This is a genomic window from Bacillus sp. BML-BC051 (assembly GCF_019656175.1).
Classification (GTDB): Bacteria; Bacillota; Bacilli; order Bacillales; family Bacillaceae_G; genus Bacillus_A; species Bacillus_A mobilis.
Genome location: NZ_BPLI01000026.1, coordinates 39,862 through 57,021 on the forward strand (window position 1 = coordinate 39,862; position 17,160 = coordinate 57,021).

The window sequence follows — 17,160 nt, forward strand, 5'->3', positions numbered from 1 at the left end:
CTAGCTTGTCAAATTAAGGGGAGATTATAAGTATGTTAGAAAATCAAATTAATGAAAGATCATTGTTATTGCATAAAGAATTAGTAGGAAAAATTGAAATTACAAGTAAGGTAGAAGTAAATTCAGCGGATGATCTAAGTCTGACATATACACCAGGTGTAGCGGAGTCTTGCAAAGCAATTGCAGCAGATGAAGAAACAGTGTATGACTATACAGCACGCGGTAATATGGTGGCAGTTGTCTCAGATGGAACAGCGGTACTCGGTTTAGGGAACATTGGACCGAAAGCAGCTATGCCTGTTATGGAAGGGAAGAGTATTTTATTTAAGAAATTTGCGAATGTAGATGCTTTCCCATTATGTTTAGGTACGACTGATGTGGATGAAATCGTTACCCTTGTGAAAAATTTAGAGCCTACGTTTGCAGGAATTAACTTAGAAGACATTGCGGCACCACGCTGTTTTGAAATTGAAAAACGATTAAAAGAAGAAACAAGTATTCCTGTATTCCATGATGATCAACATGGAACGGCTATTGTCGTCTTGGCAGCTGTTATTAATGCATTAAAAGTTGTTAGCAAACAAATGGATAATGTAAAAATTGTTATTAACGGTGCTGGTTCGGCAGGAATTGCAATTGGAAAATTATTATTAAAGGCTGGTGCAAAGCACATTACGTTAGTTAGCTTAGAAGGTATTGTTTGTGAAGGGGAAGCATGGATGAACGAAGCGCAAATTGAGGTTTCAAAAAAGACAAATCGAGAACATGTACGTGGAACGTTAAAAGAAGCGATTCGTCAAGCTGATATTTTTATCGGTGTATCTGCTCCTAATGTACTAACGGAAGAGCTTGTAAAGACGATGAATGAGAACGCAATTGTGTTTGCTATGGCGAATCCAATTCCAGAAATCTTCCCAGAGGATGCATTAAAGGCTGGGGCAGCTGTAGTAGGAACCGGGCGCTCGGATTATGCGAATCAAGTAAATAATGTATTGGCGTTTCCAGGAATATTCCGCGGTGCGTTAGATGTGCGCGCGACTGATATTACAGAAGAAATGAAATTAGCGGCAGCGTATGGGATCGCTAACATCATTACGGACGAAGAACGTAATGCGAATTATGTAATCCCGAATCCATTAGATAAAAGAGTTGTTCCAAGTGTTGCAGAAGCAGTAGCGAAAGCAGCCATTGATTCAGGTGTGGCACGAATTACAGAAATGCCAAGTTATTAATAGCTAAAAGCAGTGCCTAAAAAGGCACTGCTTTTTTGAGATAAGAAATCAAAATAATGAAGAAGTGTAACATTATTTATGTTTCCTCATTATTTATTTAATTCCATTGCAACTTGTTTACCATTTACTAAAACCTCAGTTACTGCTACAATCACTTCTATCATTTTTTTCATCTCTCATCTCTCCTCGTGTCATTTCTTACTTTAAGTATAAGAGAAGAGTGAGACTTCAACTATCGAAGTATATGACGTAGAAATTACATTGTTGTAAGAAACTACTTTAGTTCTGTCACTTTACTCAGCAGTAATTACAAACTGATCATAATATTTTTCATTCACGTATATATTTAATACCCATAATCCAGATGAAGGTAGTGACATAGTGAGTGGGAGTTCGGTTGTAGTAGAATCAATTGTATTTGAAGTAGTCCAAGTTGGTTTAGAAGTTTCTTGTTGAAAGAGTACGGGTGTTGGGGTTACTGATCCTTGTTTTAGTGCAATAATAGATAGTTTTCCAGTTGGCATTTCAGGATCTAAAAAGTACCACATCATTTCATTTTTTTCATTTGCGATAATAGGTCTATCAGCCATTGCGACTTTTTCTTCGATGCCTTTTAAAGGTATTTTTTCTTGGATGAAGGAGGGTGTTTCTTCCCAATTTACATCTTTTAAAACGCTAAGATGAAAGAAGGAAGGTGCATTAACTTGAGTGGATGACGTGGCGATGGCTTCTTTTTTAGATGCTTCTGAATCAGGTTGCGCTTGTGTGCATCCAGCGATGAGAAAAGAGAAAAGTAGCATAGTTCCGATTTTTTTCATGGTGTCACACTCCTAATTTTTCTTGTTAGTGTAATTGTATTTGCTAGAAAGCGGGACAATTCCTTTAAAACGTCAAAAGAGGTCGTAAGTTTTGTACGACCTCTTTTGACATTTTCTATATTTGCTCAGTTGTAAAGGTTGGTTCTCGTTCTTTTTGCGGCATGGTTAAGAAAATAACAGAAAGAACGATACATACGCCGCCTAGTAATTGATATGCTCCAAAGGATTCATTTAGCCAAGCGATTGAAACAACGGCAGCTACAAGTGGTTCAATGCTAGATAAAATGCTTGTTTCTGTTGCTGCTAAATATTTGAGACTACCGATATAAAGAAGGAAAGAAAGGGTGCCACTTATGATGATAAGAATAAGCATAGAAAAAGTTTTTGGTGTAAAAGTTTGTGAAAGCTGATTCCATCCAAACGAGCGATTACAAATAAGTAGGGCAATACCGCCGATTAACATCCCCCAGCCAATTACTAGAGTTGTTCCGCATTCTTTAATAAGAGAAGCTGGATGAAGGGTATAAAATGCAAAGCTAATTGCTGTTAATAGGCCGAAAATAATGGCTTCTTTCGATAAAACAATATTTTCAATTGAACCGTTTGTAATAATAAAGTACGTTCCTGTTAGGGCAGTTATAATTGCAAGTAGTTGCAGAGAAGCTGGGAATTTTCGTTGTTCAAATGCGACATAAATGGTAATAAGAACAGGACCAAGAAACTGAAATAAAGTGGCTGTAACCGCATTACTAATATGAACTGTTTCGATAAAGGCGTATTGTGCACCGAGCATGCCGAGAATAGAGAAAATAATAAGTTGTATAGAATATTTAGGGTGTTTCCAAATTTGAAATATGTTTTGTTTTTTTATAAGTAAGAAAGATAAAATAAATATTCCCGCAAGCAACAAGCGAATTGTTAAAAAATCAATTGATGATACGTTAGTATGTTGAAATAGCCACTGCATCATCGGGCCAGATAATCCCCATAAGGTAGCTCCTGTAATAATCATAATGAGTCCAATCCGTCTATTGTTGTTCATAATCATGCATCCCCTCTCGAGTATTTGATTTTTTATGTGTGACATGATACAAGGAATTATATATAACTTCTGGTACTGTAAAAAGTATCAGATTTCAGTTTTATTAAGGGGTCAGATATTATGTTAGAATTAACGCCTAATTTAAATATGAATAGTAAAAAGGCATTGTATGTGCAATTGTATGAGTATATAAAAAAAGAAATTAAAGATGGAACGATTCCGGCTTTTACAAAATTACCTGCTAAAAGAAAGCTGGCGAGCTATTTACAAGTGAGTAAGAATACAGTAGAAGCGGCTTACGAGCAATTACTTGCAGAAGGTTATATTGAATCGGCATCGAGAAAAGGTTATTTCGTATGTAAAATTGAACAAATGATTTATGTAGAAGGAAGCGAAGCGAAAGTAGAAGAAATACCGTTTCGGGAGGAGAACTATAAATTTGATTTCACCCAAACAGGAGTTGATAAGAATACTTTTCCGTTCACTATGTACCGCAAGCTTATAAATGATGTATGGCAGCCACATAATAATGAGTTGCTTTTTCTTGGACATCCTCAAGGGGAATTGAGCTTAAGGGAGGAAATTGCGAACTATTTGTATGAATCTAGAGGTGTGCGTTGTTCAGCTAGCCAAATCGTATTAGGGGCAGGAACACAAATATTAGTGAAGTTACTTTTTCAATTGTTGAAGGGAAGTAAGTATGCAGTTGAAAACCCAGGTTATCATAGGAAAATGGTTGTTTTTGAACAAGGAGAAAAGAAGGTTCAAATGTTGTCTTTAGATAGGGACGGAATTTGTATGGCACATTTAGAAAATAGCGATGCAAATGTTGTATTTGTTACACCTTCTCATCAATTCCCATATGGAATGATTATGCCTATTACGAGAAGGTCGCAGCTTTTACAATGGGCAAAGAAAGAAGAAGACAGGTATATTATTGAAGATGATTACGATAGTGAATTCCGTTATTCAGGAAAGCCAATTCCGGCACTACAAGGATTAGATACAGATGGGAAAGTTATTTATATGGGGACGTTATCAAAAGCTTTGTTGCCCTCATTACGGATGAGCTATATCGTATTACCGAAGAATTTAATTAAAAAGTATCAAAAGGAATATTTATTTTATACACAAAGTGTTTCAAGAATGGACCAAGAAGTGATAAGAAAGTTTTTAAATGAAGGCTATTGGGAAAAACACATTCATAAAATGCGTGTCGTTTACCGAAAAAAGAGGGATCGACTTGTCTTTGAAATAGAAAAGTATTTCTCTAATCGTGTTGAAGTAATAGGAGAAGATTCGGGATTGCATATTTTATTACAAGTGCATAATGGAATGCGAGAAGAAGAACTCATTAAAGAAGCTGCAAAATATAGTATTAAAATATATCCTGTTTCTACGTACTATAAAGACGGTACTGCGCCTGAAAATGTAGTTTTACTTGGGTTTGCAATTTTATCAGAAGACGAAATTGCGAAAGCGATTCAATTATTACATAAGGCATGGTATACAAGAAAGTAAAAAACATCCCCCAGGCATGAGGATGTTTTTTATTATTTATTTTCATCTAAGAATAAGACCATATGCTCTTCGTCCCAATACTGTCCGTTATATTTTAACGAACGTTCTTGTACACCGAATGTTTTAAAACCTAATGATTCATAAAGTTTCTTCGCACCATCGTTGCCAACAACAACATCAAGCATAACTTGTTCCACCTCTAAAGATTTAGCAAGTTCAAGACATTCTTTAATAAGTGCTTTTCCTGCTCCAAGTCCGCGTGCTTTTGGAGAAACATATACAGAACCGATTTTAGCTTTATGTTCTTGTTTTACATATGGTTTCGTTTCCAGTGTTGCAACCCCGATTAATTGTCCATCTTTAAATGCACCTAGCGTATAGTTTTCATCTTGTGCTAATTTTTGTGCTTTATATTCAATCGCACACTCTTTATTAATAATATCTTCATAAGAAGAGCTGAAAGCTTCAGGGTTTTGCTTTAAACCTTCTACACGAAGTTCTAAGTAAATTTCCGCTTCGTCTTTTGTTAATACATGGATATCCAATTGTATCACCCTCCAAATCTTTGCAAATGTACCTTTATTTTATATTGAAATAAGAATAATTTCAAAAGCTTAGCTTATATGAGCTGATTTTATGAACAAAATAACACCAGTAGTGTTTACTACTACTGGTGTTTTCACACGCATCTTATTCAAAAGGTAGCTCGATTCTAAAGTTTGTTCCTACTCCTAATTGGCTTGTTACTAGAATGGAACCGTTATGCAATTCTACAATTTCTTTTGCAACAGCTAGCCCGATGCCTTTTCCACCAGTAGCTCTCGTTCTGGATTTATCAACACGATAAAAACGATCAAAAATATGCGGGATATCTTCTTCAGGAATACCTTCGCCTTCATCGGCTACACTTATTATAAAAGAATCTGTTTCTGTGAGCACGCGTATCGTAATAGTTGTGTTTTCTGGCGAATGTTGATAAGCATTGTGTAATAAATTTAACATAACTTGTTCCATACGTCTTTCGTCTATGCAAACTTCTAAATCATCTTTGCAATATACATGGAGTTGCATTTGTTTATTTGTTAATGTTGTTTTTGTTTTTTCAACCATTCGTTCTAAAAATGGTTGAAGAATCACTTTTTGTTTTTTTATAACAAACTGGTGTTGTTCTAATTGCACTAACATAAATAAATCTTGGACGAGATCGGTTACACTATCTGTTTCATCCTCAATGATTTGTAAGTATTCTTCACGCTCTTCTTTCGTTAAAGAGTCTCTCTTTGCAACCTTCGCATAACCTTTCATATAGGTCAATGGAGTTAATAGTTCATGGGCAACACTAGCGAGAAATTCATTACGTTCTTTTTTCATATAAGTCAGTTCACTGGATAAATCTTCAATCGTTTTTGCTAAGCTTCCAAGTTCATCATTCCGTTTAATACCTAATTGAATTGGTGTATTTAATTTTGATATTTTTTCTGTCGCCCTCTTCATTTTTATAAGTGGTTCTGTAATAACACGCGAAAAAACAAAGACAGAAATAGTAGTCAAAATAATTGTCAAAACACCAATGATAAGAAATTGTTTCATGAGTTTAAGTAACATATTCTCTAAGAAGGATGTTTTTAATAACATATATAACTTCCCTTGAAACTCTGCTGTGTTAAGTGGGCTTACCGTTGTGATGAATTTTGATTTTTTCCAGTTCTTTTCGACGATCAATCCGCCTTTTGGAATAGGTTCTGTCTTGCAAATAAGTTGTTTTTGCATTGCCTTTGTTACGGGTTCTGAAGTGGAAATAATTTTGCCATTATTGTCTGTTAGTATGATAGCTATATCAGAGTTAGCAATTAATTCTGATTCTACTAAGTGTGCAGCTGCATCCGCGATATCGAAATCTGGATACATAGGACGGTTAGGGTTTTTATTGTATTCAGCGCGTTCGGGATGTTGCTTTTCTTTAGCAATTGCATTCCACTTTGTGCGGCTTGTAATTTTTTTACTATAGCGATTACCTTTTTCTAAAAGAGCAAGTGTTTCTTCCTCAATCCGCATTGTTGAAATGCTTTTGTAAAAAGATACAAAAGCAATTGTTTCAATACATAAAGCTAATATTAAAAAGTATGTCCCAATTTTAAGTGAAAGTTTACTCATTTTCTCACCATACCTTATTTCATATAAAGGGTCAGTGGTATACTATTGTCCACTGACCGAAGTAATTATTCACTTTTCCATTTATATCCGACTTTATAAACAGTTTCTAAGTAATTTTCAACTGGAAATCCTTTTTTGCGTAATTTATCACGGATATTGCGAATATGTGAATCGATTGTTCTATATTCAATGTCTGTTTCATAACCCCAAATTTTTTCGATTAAATCATCTCGGCTATAAGCACGGTTTGTATTTTGTAAAAATAGTCCAAGTAAAGAAAATTCGATAGGAGTTAGTGGAATTTTTTCATCATATACTGTGACAGTATGTTTCGTTTTATCCCACTCAATACCATTGAAGCTAACGAAGCCATCTTTCTTTGTACGGCGTAATATAGCTTCGATTCTTGCAACTAATACATGCTCATCAAATGGTTTTGTAATATAGTCATCCGCGCCCATAGTAAGGCCTTTCACCATATCGTAATTTTGATTACGAGCTGTTAGCATAATAATTGGAACGTTGGAAATTTGACGGATTTGATAGCAAGTATCCCATCCATCCATATTCGGCATCATAACATCTAACAAAATAATATCGAAGTCTTTTTGTTCTATTAACTTTAGTGCTTCAAGGCCAGAGGTAGCTTTCATACAAAAATAGCCACGAGGACTTAAGAACAGATCTAATAATCTTAACATGCGTTCTTCATCGTCTACTAATAAAATTTTAACCATAATATTGTGCACCCCAAACTGTTCATTCTACTTGTATAGTTTACATGAAAATGATAAAAAACTCTTTTTATGTGATTGAGTGGAAGAGTGATTTCTCGCTCAGAGTAATTGACATAAAAAATGCACTAGTTTTGCACAACTATTTTTTATAATAGAAAACGTAGCGACACAAAATACCCTATGTTGCGACATAACGTCATGTCATTTTATTTATAAAATGACAATTCCATTCTATTGTGTATGTGAGATAGAGAGGGTTTTCGTATTCACCTCGCATCGGATAAGAAAAAATTCCTATCTCACACTTTTTTTAAAAGGAGATCATACACATGAATCCAAAAGAAGAAATTTCAAAAAAAGAAAAGCAAGATCGTAATACGGTTGTCATGTGCATTGCCGTATCTATGGTTATTATTATAAGTTGTGTAAATAAAATTTTGGGGATTTTATAATATAGAAAAAGCTTATTGCTTCTTAAGAAGCAATAAGCTTTTTTTCGTTATTAGGGGAATAGTTTTATATAATAAACCAAGGTAAAATTGCTAACCCAGAAGTTACAATTGCTGTAGTAAATATTAAAAGCATAGCTCGTTTGTTTTGTTTCATGTCACATTCTCCTCTATCTATCAATTGAATGCTATACGCTCATTTCATAATTGGTGCCTCACTTTATACTTTTAGTATAATGAATGGAAAGGTTTGGTACGATCGATAAAGGTGACATGAAGATTACATTGTTGTAATGAAAAAAGCACCTTCCTTAATAAGAAGATGCTTTTAAAAAACTATATTGAAGTATTAATCATTTAAGAACAGAACCATATGTTCCTCGTCCCAATATTGCCCGTTATGTTTTAATGAACGCTCTTGTACGCCGTAAGTTTGGAAGCCTAATGACTCATATAATTTTTTTGCTGCATCGTTACCAACTACAACATCGAGCATAAGTTGTTCTACATGTAATTTATCGGCATTTTCGATAATTGCTTTAATTAGAGCTCTTCCTGCTCCAAGGCCACGCGCTTTTGGGGAAACAAAAACGGAACCGATTTTTGCTTTATGTTCTTGTTTAATGAAAGGCTTTGTTTCTAAAGTAGAAATGCCGATTAAATCGTTATCTTTGAAGACCCCTAGAGTATACTTATCCGGATTGCTTAATCGTTTTGCCATAGCAGCTACAGGATCCTCATGTTTAAGAACATCTTCATAAGAAGAGCTAAAAGCTTCCGGATTCTTCGTTAAACCTTCCATACAAACTTTTAAATATATTTCTGCGTCCTCTGTCGTTAATAAGCGAATTTCCATAGTTATAACCTCCTTGGTCGATTTCAAATAAAATAAATCCATTACTTCTATAAGATTGTGTATGTGTTTTGTTAACAGTCTCTTTTAATTTGTAAAAGAATGAAAAGATATATGCTACAATGTTTTGTTTTTAATATGTAATGAAATTATATATTAACTTCATTAACTATTCAAGTCTTTAATATATTACATTTTTATAACTAAAATAACTCCTCAACCGAGGAGTTATTTTAGTTATTCGATTGATAACCATCAATTCTATGTGGATGTGTGTAAATATTGCAAGATTCATTTCTAATAAACCCTACGACTGTAATGCCTAAATCATGAGCGAGTTGCAATGCTAGTTTTGTTGGAGCGGATTTAGATAGAACAATTTCACATCCGATTTTTGAAACTTTGAGTAAAATTTCGGATGAAATGCGCCCGCTAAATGCAATGATTTTTCCTTTCACAGATATATCGTTGCGCAAACAATGGCCATATATTTTATCTAGCGCATTATGTCTTCCGATATCCATTCTTGATAGGAGAATATTGTTTCGATCACATAGAGCGGTATTGTGAACACCGCCGGTTTGGCGAAATGTAGTGGAAGATTGTTGTAAAGTATTCATTAAGTAAAAACATTCTTCAGGAGTAATTTTCACGTGTATATCATGTAAATCTTTTGCTTTTGCTGCATCGTTAACGAAAATAAAACCTTGTCTACCTTTTCCGCAGCAAGAAGTGATGTAGCGCTTATTATATAAAGTTTGATAGAGCGGATTTACTTTTGATGATCTTACATGGACAATTCCGTTATCTTTTTGCACCCATAGTTCTTCAACATCTTTATAAGAAGAAATAATCCCCTCAGAAATTAAAAAACCAATTACCATATCTTCAATATAGGTTGGTGTGCATACGACTGTTACATATTCTTCACCATTCAATTTAATAGTAATAGGAGATTCTGTAACAATCTCATCCAGTTGTTTTGAAAATGTACCAGATTGATAGCGTACAATTGTATAAGTCTCTTGCGTAGGCCCCATATTTAATTCCCCTTTTACATGTATTTCTCTCCCATATTTATCATAAAACAATGGGGAAATAAAAACACCTATTAGCAAGAAGATCACAGATTATTTTGGTTATTATTGTATATGTACGATATAATAGAACTGTAGAATAGTGATATTTTCAAGCTTTCGTAGTTATACCTTATAACATCTAGAATCGACTTCATAAGAAAGTATTTGGGCAGAGCGTTTCAAAAATATGTACAGTAATGCAATTTTGAAAACGGATTCATAATTGTGTTGTACAGTTGGTTGTAAGGAGAGGGGAAACTATGGCAGAACAGACAGTCCGTGTAACCGTGGATGGTAAAGAATTTTCCACATCGGGTGAAAAGACGATACTACAATTATTTAACGAGAGTAATTTGGAACATCCTCAAATTTGTCATGTACCAGAAGTAGATCCAATTCAAACTTGTGATACGTGTATTGTAGAAGTAAATGGGAAGTTATTGCGTGCTTGTTCAACAAAAATAGAGAATGGTATGCATATCGAAAGACAGTCCCAGCGTGCAAAAGAGGCACAGACTGAGGCAATGGATCGTATATTAGAGAATCATTTATTGTATTGTACCGTTTGTGATAACAATAATGGTAACTGTAAAGTCCATAACACCGTACATATGATGGGAGTTGAAGAACAGAAATATCCGTATGAGCCGAAAGTAAGTGCTTGTGAAGTGGATATGTCACATCCGTTTTATCGGTATGATCCAAATCAATGTATTGCTTGTGGACAGTGTGTAGAAGTATGTCAAAACTTACAGGTTAATGAAACTATATCGATAGACTGGAACTTAGATCGTCCACGTGTTATATGGGATCATGGTGTAAGTATAAATGACTCATCTTGTGTAAGTTGTGGACAGTGTGTAACAGTATGTCCGTGTAATGCGTTAATGGAAAAATCAATGCTAGGTGAAGCAGGGTTTATGACTGGATTGAAACCAGATGTGTTAGATCCGATGATTGATTTTGTAAAGGATGTAGAGCCGGGATATAGTAGTATTTTAGCGGTTTCAGAAGTAGAGGCTGCGATGCGTAAGACGAAAGTGAATAAAACAAAAACAGTTTGTACATTTTGTGGTGTCGGTTGTTCCTTCGAAGTATGGACGAAAGATCGCCATATATTAAAAGTTCAACCTGTTTCAGATGCACCGGTTAATGGTATTTCCACATGTGTAAAAGGTAAATTTGGATGGGACTTTGTAAATAGTGAAGATCGAATTACGAAGCCATTAATTCGCCAAGGAGATATGTTTGTTGAAGCTTCATGGGAAGAAGCATTAGAAGTTGTTGCTTCTAACATGCAGCATATTAAATCTGAATATGGCAGCGATGCATTTGGATTCATTTCTTCTTCGAAAGTAACAAATGAAGAAAACTACCTTATGCAAAAACTAGCTCGTCAAATATATGGAACGAATAATGTGGACAACTGCTCCCGTTATTGTCAATCTCCAGCGACAGACGGTTTATTTAAAACTGTCGGTATGGGCGGAGATGCTGGAACAGTGAAAGATATAGCTGAAGCAGGCCTTGTTATTATCGTTGGTGCGAATCCAACAGAAGGACATCCTGTACTTGCTACGAGAGTAAAACGTGCTCATAAATTACACGAGCAAAAATTAATCGTAGCAGACCTTCGTAAACATGAAATGGCAGAGCGTGCGGATTTATTTATTCATCCGCGCCAAGGTACGGATTATGTATGGCTTGCTGGTATTACGAAATATATTATTGATCAAGATTGGCACGATAAAAAGTTTTTAGCTGAAAATGTGAAGAACTTTGATGAATATAGCAAAATGTTAGAAAAGTATACGCTTGATTATACAGAAAAAATTACGGGGATTTCAAAAGAAAATCTGAAAGAAATGGCTCGTATGGTATATGAAGCAGATGGAACTTGTATACTTTGGGGAATGGGTGTAACGCAAAATACAGGAGGAAGTACAACGTCTGCTGCCATTTCAAATTTACTGCTTGTTACGGGTAACTATCGTCGTCCTGGTGCAGGTGCATATCCATTACGAGGGCATAATAACGTACAAGGTGCTTGTGATATGGCAACATTACCGAACTGGCTTCCTGGTTATCAAGCAGTATCAGATGATACGCTTCGTGCGAAGTTTGAAAAAACATATGGTACAACTATTCCAAAAGCACCAGGATTAAATAATATTGCAATGTTACTTGCGGCAGAAGAAGGAAAACTACGCGGTATGTATGTCATGGGTGAAGAAATGGCTTTAGTCGATTCAAATGCGAACCATGTGCAACATATTTTATCGAATTTAGACTTTCTCGTTGTTCAAGATATGTTCTTATCAAAAACAGCTCGTTTTGCTGATGTTATTTTACCAGCGGCACCAAGCTTAGAAAAAGAAGGAACGTTTACGAATACAGAGCGCCGTATTCAAAGATTATATGAAGTATTGAAACCGCTTGGTGATTCCAAACCAGACTGGTGGATTTTGCAAAAAGTTGCTCGTGCACTAGGTGGAGATTGGAATTATGAAAGTCCAAGTGAAATTATGGACGAAATCGCATCGCTTGCACCGTTATACTCTCAAGCAACGTACGACCGTCTAGAAGGATGGAATAGTTTATGTTGGGGTAGTCATGATGGTAGCGATACACCACTATTATATGTAGACGGATTTAACTTCCCAGATAAACTCGCTCGTTTATCGTTAGATGAATGGGTGCCACCGGTTGTAGCGCCAGATGAGTATGATTTACTTTTAAATAATGGTCGTATGCTAGAACATTTCCATGAAGGGAACATGACGAATAAGTCGGCTGGTATTTTATCTAAAGTATCTGAAGTATTCGTTGAAATTTCACCTGAACTCGCTATAGAGCGCAATGTGAAAGATGGTGGTCTTGTGGAATTAGCATCACCATTTGGAAAAATTAAAGTACAAGCGCTTATTACGGATCGTGTAACGGGGAAAGAGCTATATTTACCGATGCATGCAACGATAAATGAAGAAGCGATTAATATTTTAACTGGGACGGCAACAGACCTGTATACGTGTACACCGGCGTATAAACAAACGATGGTGAAAATGCGTGTATTACGTGAAAAAGGAAATCGTCCGTTACCATCTTCAAACCCGCGAGATAAAAAGCGTAATCCGCAAAATGGTGTTGAAATTGAGCAAAAGTGGAAAAGAAAACAATACGTATCACTTGTGGACTAGGGGGCGGAGATAGTGGCGAAAGAAATTACGTTAATTAAAAAGAAAGTTGTAACAGAGGAAGAACAGAAACAGCAAGTAGCAGATGAACTTCTAAATGAGCTATCTAATAATCGTGAAGCAGTAGAGGAAACGATGCAGCTTTTAGCACAGTTGCAGAAGGCTGGGATATTAGATGCGGCGATTAGTTTACTTGCTGCGAAGGAAGATGTTTCAAAAATCGCTGTGGAGCAATTAAATCGTGAACCAGTTAAAAATGCACTCAATAATATGATGGGAGCGGGGGAAGCGCTATCCGCAGTTGACCCAGAAGTAACAAAGCAAATCACATCAAGTTTAGTTACTGGGTTGCAATTTGCAACAGATGAATTAAATAGTGGTAAAAAAACAAAAGTGATGGATTTCTTTAAAGTGTTAAAAGATCCAGATATCAATAGAGCCATTACATTCGGTTTTAGTTTCTTGAAAGCATTTGGACAAGGGTTAGAGAAAAAATAGAGTAGATGAAAAAGTGATGGGAAGTAGCCATCACTTTTTTCATTGTATGTATAAGAGTGTTCATGTTAAGCGGAATATATTATTATTAAAAAGATGGATTGAAAATGGAAATATGGAATCCATCTCAAATATCGTTTTAGAATGTGGAGGAATATATGCAACACCGTAAAAGACTATCTATACCAGGAGTAATGAGACATTCCTTTCAAACTGTTAGATTTGCTTTTTGGAATGTGTTAACATTCCAACTTGCTTATAAATTGTTAGCAGCGATTGTGTTTATCCCACTTTTCGGTATTATTTTCAATAAGTTGTTGTACTTTGGTGGGTATGCAAATGCAACAAATGATGAGTTATTAGCATTTTTGAAAACACCATACGGGATTTTGGCGATTGTAATATTATCTATATTGGCATTGTTTCTTATCTTTACAGAGTTTGCAGTACTTATTATCATTTCGTACTTCGCTCATAAAAGGCAAAAGGTGAGATTACGTCCAATTTTGTATAAAACAGTAACGTATTTACCTTCCCTGTTTACATATTGCTTACCTGGATTTGTTTTGTATGCAGTTGTACTATTACCATTATTAAGTATGGGGTATAAATCTGCATTGATTCCTGAAATTCAAATTCCTAATTTTATTACAGGTGAACTATTTAAGACAACAATGGGGCAAGTTGGATATTATACTTTCTTTGCTGTAGTTGCCTATTTGAATCTTCGTTGGATTTTTGTTTTACCTATTATAGTTTTAGAGGAAAAGCCGTTCCGTACGGCAGCACGAAAAAGTGCGAACTTAGTAAAAGAAAGCTTCTTTAAAGTATTGTTCTTTTTAGTAGGTTTTTTCATATCTGTAGGAATTGTCTTTCTTTTATGTGTAGGAATTTATCTACTTTGTCTGTGGGGAGTATATGAATTTACAAACCCCGAAGGGACATTTGCGCTGCTAGCAGAGTCAACTATTTCCGTCTTCCTAACAAGTACATTGTATCTATTTAGCTTTATTATGACGCCGTTTTACATTATGGCGTTAACAAGATTGTATTTACAAAAGGTTCCGGTTGAAGATGTTTTATTAGAAGAAGGATTAGATTATTCGAAAACTAAAGCAGATAAATGTTTCTTCCAAAAACATCGTTGGAAATTTATTGGCGTATATATTGTAGGAATTATTACTGCGGGAATGGTTGTTGCTTTCATTGTGACCTTTATTACAAACACATATAAAGAACCAATTATTATGGCGCATCGTGGTTATATTTCAAAAGGTGTAGAGAATACGAAAGAAGCTGTGCAGGGGGCTATTGATGCGAAAGCAGACTACGCTGAAATTGATGTACTGCAAACGAAAGATGGTGAACTAGCAGTTATACATGATTTGAAGCTAAAGCGTCTTGCTAATGCTAATGTTCATGTGTCAGATTTAACGATGGATGAGTTAAGGCAGCTTACTCTTAGTCAAGACGGATTGTCAGGACAAATAAGTACGCTGGATGAAATCATTAAGCTGTCAAAGGACAAAATTAAACTTAATATTGAAGTGAAGCTTCATGGTGGCGAAAAAGATTTCGTAAACAAAGTATTAAAAGCGATTAAAGATAATGAATTTGAGAAACAGTGTGTCATTCAAACGTTACATTACCCGCTTATTAAAGAGTTTAAGCGTGCAAATTCAGATATAAAAGTCGGATATATACTGTACGCAAGTAGAGCCAACTTAAAGAATGTGAAAGCTGATTTTTATGTAGCGGAAGAATATATGTTAAATAAGAAGTTAGTAAAGGAAGCAAGGAAGTTAAACAAGCCAATTTACGTATGGACAGTAAATGATATGGAAAGTTTAAAGGGATATTATAAGTTAAACGTAGATGGCATCATTACCGATTATCCTGAAGATGCACGTGAAACAATTAAGATGCTAAAAGAGCAAGAAGCGGAAGAAAGTGATCTGTTTGATAAAATTAGTGAAACAACAGATGATTTATTTTCCAAGTTATTTATAAGTTACCCAGCTGCTGGCTAAATGCCCGCAGCTGTTTTTTGTATGACAAGAATATATCCCTAAAGTATTGTGTCAATTAATAACTGTATATGTATACGGCATTATTGGGGTTTCTTACATTGTTACATTATTGTCGAATAATAAATGATTGCCGCTTATTTTTAAGGAGTATAATAAAAATAGAGTGATAGATAATGGAATGTAACGAAGATGATAATAGAATCAATGTTCCATATATTTACACTATTCTAAATATATAAACTTTAAAAAAATGATATGTTAGCGTTTTCATAACTTTTAAGTTATGCTAGAATAAGGACATAAGTTATTAATTATTACAAAAAGAAAAAAGACTTTCTTTTTTCTGTTAATTATAAGGGGGCATTTCATTATGCGTATTGGGGTACCAGCAGAAATTAAAAACAACGAAAACCGTGTGGCAATGACACCAGCAGGTGTTGTACATTTAATTCGTAACAATCACGAAGTATTCATTCAAAAGGGTGCAGGTTTAGGATCTGGTTTCACAGATGCTCAGTATGTTGAAGCGGGAGCGAAAATTGTTGATACGGCTGAAGAAGCTTGGAACATGGAAATGGTTATGAAAGTTAAGGAACCAGTTGAAAGCGAATACAAACACTTCAGCGAAGGTTTGATCTTATTCACATACTTACACTTAGCTCCAGAACCAGAATTAACAAAAGCATTAATCGAAAAGAAAGTTGTTTCTATTGCATATGAAACAGTACAATTAGAAAACCGTTCTCTACCATTACTTGCACCTATGAGTGAAGTAGCTGGTCGTATGGCTGCACAAATTGGTGCACAATTCCTTGAGAAAAACAAAGGCGGTAAAGGTATCTTACTTGCGGGTGTTCCAGGGGTTAAACGTGGTAAAGTAACAATCATCGGTGGTGGACAAGCTGGTACAAATGCTGCTAAAATTGCAGTTGGACTAGGTGCGGATGTAACAATCATCGACTTAAGTGCAGAACGTCTTCGTCAATTAGATGACATTTTCGGAAACCAAGTAAAAACTTTAATGTCTAATCCTTACAATATTGCAGAAGCTGTAAAAGAGTCTGATCTTGTAATCGGTGCAGTATTAATCCCAGGTGCAAAAGCGCCAAAACTTGTAACAGAAGAAATGATTAAATCAATGGAACCAGGTTCTGTTGTTGTAGATATCGCGATTGACCAAGGTGGTATTTTCGAAACAACTGACCGTATTACAACTCATGATAACCCAACTTACGAAAAACACGGCGTTGTTCATTATGCAGTTGCAAACATGCCAGGTGCGGTTCCACGTACATCAACTCTTGCATTAACAAACGTAACAGTACCATATGCAGTACAAATTGCTAACAAAGGCTACAAAGAAGCTTGCTTAGGAAACTCTGCATTATTAAAAGGTATTAACACATTAGACGGCTATGTAACATTCGAAGCAGTTGCAGAAGCTCACGGTGTAGAGTACAAAGGTGCTAAAGAATTATTAGAAGCAGAAACAGTATCTTGCTAATAGAAGCATTATACAAAACAAAATCGAACAATATATAAAACAACATGATAAG

Annotated in this window: 14 protein-coding genes; 7 read left to right on the top strand and 7 right to left on the bottom strand. The window is 35.3% G+C overall.

What is annotated here, in order from left to right:
- Positions 1-32: 32 nt before the first annotated feature.
- A complete protein-coding gene (locus tag K5S59_RS12780; protein ID WP_000892426.1) occupies positions 33-1,232 on the top strand; it encodes an NAD(P)-dependent malic enzyme in 1,200 nt (399 codons plus the stop codon).
- A 293-nt stretch (positions 1,233-1,525) separates the two neighbouring features.
- Here K5S59_RS12780 and K5S59_RS12785 read toward each other — a convergent pair whose 3' ends face one another.
- Positions 1,526-2,050 (bottom strand): DUF4871 domain-containing protein, encoded by a 525-nt coding sequence (locus K5S59_RS12785; RefSeq protein WP_098259365.1) that lies wholly within the window; start codon positions 2,048-2,050, stop codon positions 1,526-1,528.
- A 115-nt stretch (positions 2,051-2,165) separates the two neighbouring features.
- A complete protein-coding gene (locus tag K5S59_RS12790) occupies positions 2,166-3,092 on the bottom strand; it encodes a DMT family transporter (protein WP_120449468.1) in 927 nt (308 codons plus the stop codon).
- 120 nt (positions 3,093-3,212) lie between these two features.
- Here K5S59_RS12790 and pdxR point away from each other — a divergent pair, with 120 nt between their 5' ends.
- Positions 3,213-4,613 carry a MocR-like pyridoxine biosynthesis transcription factor PdxR gene (gene pdxR, locus K5S59_RS12795; protein ID WP_000891887.1) on the top strand — a complete coding sequence of 467 codons (1,401 nt, stop codon included), beginning with the start codon at positions 3,213-3,215 and terminating at the stop codon, positions 4,611-4,613.
- A 32-nt stretch (positions 4,614-4,645) separates the two neighbouring features.
- Here pdxR and K5S59_RS12800 read toward each other — a convergent pair whose 3' ends face one another.
- From K5S59_RS12800 to K5S59_RS12810, 3 genes are all read right to left on the bottom strand, one after another.
- A complete protein-coding gene (locus K5S59_RS12800) occupies positions 4,646-5,158 on the bottom strand; it encodes a GNAT family N-acetyltransferase (RefSeq protein WP_000351216.1) in 513 nt (170 codons plus the stop codon).
- 145 nt (positions 5,159-5,303) lie between these two features.
- Positions 5,304-6,767: a sensor histidine kinase gene (locus tag K5S59_RS12805; RefSeq protein WP_000041014.1), complete on the bottom strand. Its 1,464-nt coding sequence runs from the start codon at positions 6,765-6,767 to the stop codon at positions 5,304-5,306.
- A gap of 65 nt (positions 6,768-6,832) precedes the next feature.
- On the bottom strand, positions 6,833-7,504 hold the full coding sequence (locus K5S59_RS12810) for a response regulator transcription factor (RefSeq protein WP_000238948.1): 672 nt from the start codon (positions 7,502-7,504) through the stop codon (positions 6,833-6,835).
- A gap of 329 nt (positions 7,505-7,833) precedes the next feature.
- On the opposite strand from K5S59_RS12810, the gene K5S59_RS30160 reads away from it, so the two are divergent.
- Complete coding sequence (locus K5S59_RS30160; RefSeq protein ID WP_001068388.1) at positions 7,834-7,956, top strand: hypothetical protein; 123 nt, start codon at positions 7,834-7,836, stop codon at positions 7,954-7,956.
- A 346-nt stretch (positions 7,957-8,302) separates the two neighbouring features.
- Here the strand turns inward: K5S59_RS30160 and K5S59_RS12815 are convergent, their stop codons facing one another.
- Complete coding sequence (locus K5S59_RS12815; protein ID WP_000405878.1) at positions 8,303-8,809, bottom strand: GNAT family N-acetyltransferase; 507 nt, start codon at positions 8,807-8,809, stop codon at positions 8,303-8,305.
- A gap of 230 nt (positions 8,810-9,039) precedes the next feature.
- Positions 9,040-9,846, bottom strand: a complete 807-nt coding sequence (fdhD, locus tag K5S59_RS12820) for a formate dehydrogenase accessory sulfurtransferase FdhD (protein ID WP_000529243.1) — start codon at positions 9,844-9,846, stop codon at positions 9,040-9,042.
- A gap of 299 nt (positions 9,847-10,145) precedes the next feature.
- Here fdhD and fdhF point away from each other — a divergent pair, with 299 nt between their 5' ends.
- From fdhF to ald, 4 genes are all read left to right on the top strand, one after another.
- The gene (fdhF, locus tag K5S59_RS12825; protein WP_212981795.1) at positions 10,146-13,082 is read left to right on the top strand and encodes a formate dehydrogenase subunit alpha; all 2,937 of its coding nucleotides are present in this window, start codon (positions 10,146-10,148) and stop codon (positions 13,080-13,082) included.
- Between the two features lie 12 nt (positions 13,083-13,094).
- Complete coding sequence (locus K5S59_RS12830; RefSeq protein WP_001040525.1) at positions 13,095-13,577, top strand: helical membrane plugin domain-containing protein; 483 nt, start codon at positions 13,095-13,097, stop codon at positions 13,575-13,577.
- 155 nt (positions 13,578-13,732) lie between these two features.
- The gene (locus K5S59_RS12835; protein ID WP_001164742.1) at positions 13,733-15,604 is read left to right on the top strand and encodes a glycerophosphoryl diester phosphodiesterase membrane domain-containing protein; all 1,872 of its coding nucleotides are present in this window, start codon (positions 13,733-13,735) and stop codon (positions 15,602-15,604) included.
- Positions 15,605-15,974: 370 nt separating this feature from the next.
- The gene (gene ald, locus K5S59_RS12840) at positions 15,975-17,108 is read left to right on the top strand and encodes an alanine dehydrogenase (RefSeq protein WP_001219751.1); all 1,134 of its coding nucleotides are present in this window, start codon (positions 15,975-15,977) and stop codon (positions 17,106-17,108) included.
- The last annotated feature ends 52 nt before the right edge of the window (positions 17,109-17,160 follow it).